A 2,350-nucleotide genomic window follows, 5' to 3' on the forward strand; every position below is an offset into this window, starting at 1 on the left:
AGCGGGCGGCGTTTTTGTTGGTAGATCCACGCCATGCGTGGATGCGATCAGCGTTCGACGATCGCCACCACGCCCATGCCGCCGGCGGTGCAGATCGAGACCAGTGCGCGGCCACCGCCGCGTTCGGCCAGCTGCTTGGCGGCGGTGGCAATCACGCGTGCGCCGGTGGCGGCGAACGGGTGGCCGGTGGCCAGCGATGAACCCAGCAGGTTGATCTTGTCCGGGTCGATGCGGCCCAGCGGTGCATCCAGGCCCAGGCGGTTGCGGCAGTAGTCCTCGCTCTCCCACGCACGCAGCGTGCACAGCACCTGCGCGGCGAAGGCTTCGTGGATCTCGTAGATGTCGAAGTCCTGCAGGGTCAGGCCATTGCGCTTGAGCATCTCCGGCACGGCGATGGTCGGCGCCATCAGCAGGCCTTCGCCATGCACGAAGTCCACCGCCGCCACGTGCGCATCGCGCAGGTAGGCCTGCGGCTCGTGGCCGTGCGCGCGCGCCCATTCTTCGCTGGCCAGCAGCACCGCAGCGGCACCGTCGGTCAGTGGCGTCGAGTTGGCGGCGGTCAGCGTGCCGCGGCCGGACACCTTGTCGAACGCCGGCTTCAGCGTGGCCAGCTTTTCCAGCGAGGTATCCGGGCGCAGGATGTTGTCACGCTCGACACCACGGAACGGGGCGATCAGGTCGTTGAAGAAGCCGCGCTCATAGGCCGCGGCCAGCTTCTTGTGCGAGGACACCGCCCACTCGTCCTGCGAGTCGCGCGAGATGTTCCATTCCTTGGCCATGTCCTCGCAATGGTCGCCCATGCTCTTGCCGGTGCGCGGCTCGGCCACGCCCGGGAATTCGGGCTTCAGTTCGGAGAACTTGAAGCCGGAGGTGAGCGCGCGGATCTTGTCGCCGGTGCTCTTGGCACGGTTGGCGGCCAGCAGGCGCGCGCGCAGCTTCTTGCCGTACACGATCGGCACATCGGAGGTGGTGTCCGAACCACCGCCGATGCCCGATTCGATCTGGCCCAGCGAGATCTTGTTGGCCACGGTGATGATGCTGTCCAGCGAGGTGCCGCAGGCGCGCTGCAGGGTGATGCCCGGGGTCAGCGGCGACAGGCCGGAGGACAGCGTGGCTTCGCGGCCCAGGTTCCAATCACTGGAGTGCTTGATCACCGCACCCATCGCCACTTCACCGAGCTGCTGGCCGTGCAGGCCGAAACGTTCGACCAGCGCGCCCAGCGTACGGACCGACATGCCGAGGTTGCCGACATCCGAATACGCGGTGTTCTGGCGGCAGAACGGAATGCGGACGCCACCGAGGATGGCGACGGGACGAGCGTTGGGCATGGAGATACCTGGCATGGATGAGGGTGTCTGCAACATGGCCTGCACGACGGAGCAGGCATAATGGAGCCAAGTGTAGCTGCCGCCCTGTGATGGGCCAACCGTGGAACCATGAGCAAACCCGACCCCGCGATGAATGCCCTTGGCGTGCTGGCCCTGGAACTGGCCGGCGGCGAAATCCCCCGCCAGGCGGTACTCAGCGCCGAACAGGCCGGTGAACTGGCCGAACGCGTCGGCCGCGACCTGTCCAAGCTGGTGCCGCAGGTGGCCGAGCTGGACCTGGTGTTCGCCGCCGCGCATTTCGACCCGGCCGAAGTACTGCGCCCGGGCTGGCCGATCCACCGCCGCCTGGAAGAACTGCAGATGCGTGCGCCGGGCCGCAACCAGGGCCCGCGCCTGCTGGCGTTCGGCACCGATGCCAACGGCGACGTGCCGCTGCCGTTCCAGGCCGATGCCAGCCTGGTGGGCGGTGGCCTGCGCGTGGTGCCGTTCCTGCTGACCGGCAGCGATGTGGCCACCACCAACGCGGTCGCCAATGCGCTGGAAGAAACCCTGCTGGCCAACGGCATGGCGCACGCCGATACCGCATTGATGGCGCAGAACACCTTCGGCGCCCGCATCGAGCATGCGCGCTATTTCACCGTGAACGACCTGGCCGCGATGATGTCGATGCAGTACGACAACCAGGGCCTGGCCGCGCTGTGGCCGCTGATCGAGACCGCGATCATGGCGCCGGGCGAGGACGAATGGCTCAACGCAGCGCCCGAGCCGCTGCTGCGCTACACCCATGGCGAGGCGCGCATGGCGCTGTTCGATCCGGCCGGCTGGTGCGCGCACTACAACCACAGCAACAACGACTGTGACCGCCTGAAGGGCATCTACGAGCAGTTCCTGATGCGCCAGCGACAGATGGCCGCAGTGCTGGAAGCACACGGCGTGCCGGTGCTGTTCGTGCACTGCGAGGCCGGGCAGGACGCGCGCGAGCTGCTGGCGCGCTGCCCGAAGATCACCGCGCTGGACCTGTA

2 protein-coding genes are annotated in these 2,350 nt (G+C 67.6%); one reads left to right on the forward strand and one right to left on the reverse strand.

Annotation, left to right across the window (positions count from 1 at the left end; genetic code table 11):
- Positions 1 to 47: 47 nt before the first annotated feature.
- Positions 48 to 1,343, reverse strand: coding sequence for an acetyl-CoA C-acetyltransferase (locus tag O0J73_RS22175; protein WP_308309656.1), 1,296 nt, complete (start codon positions 1,341 to 1,343; stop codon positions 48 to 50).
- A gap of 93 nt (positions 1,344 to 1,436) precedes the next feature.
- Between O0J73_RS22175 and O0J73_RS22180 the strand changes: the two genes are divergently transcribed.
- Positions 1,437 to 2,350, forward strand: a 914-nt coding sequence (locus O0J73_RS22180; protein WP_308309657.1) for a hypothetical protein, incomplete at its 3' end; no start/stop codon positions are given.

Origin of the sequence: Stenotrophomonas sp. Sm6012, assembly GCF_030985895.1 — a bacterium.
GTDB lineage: Bacteria > Pseudomonadota > Gammaproteobacteria > Xanthomonadales > Xanthomonadaceae > Stenotrophomonas > Stenotrophomonas forensis.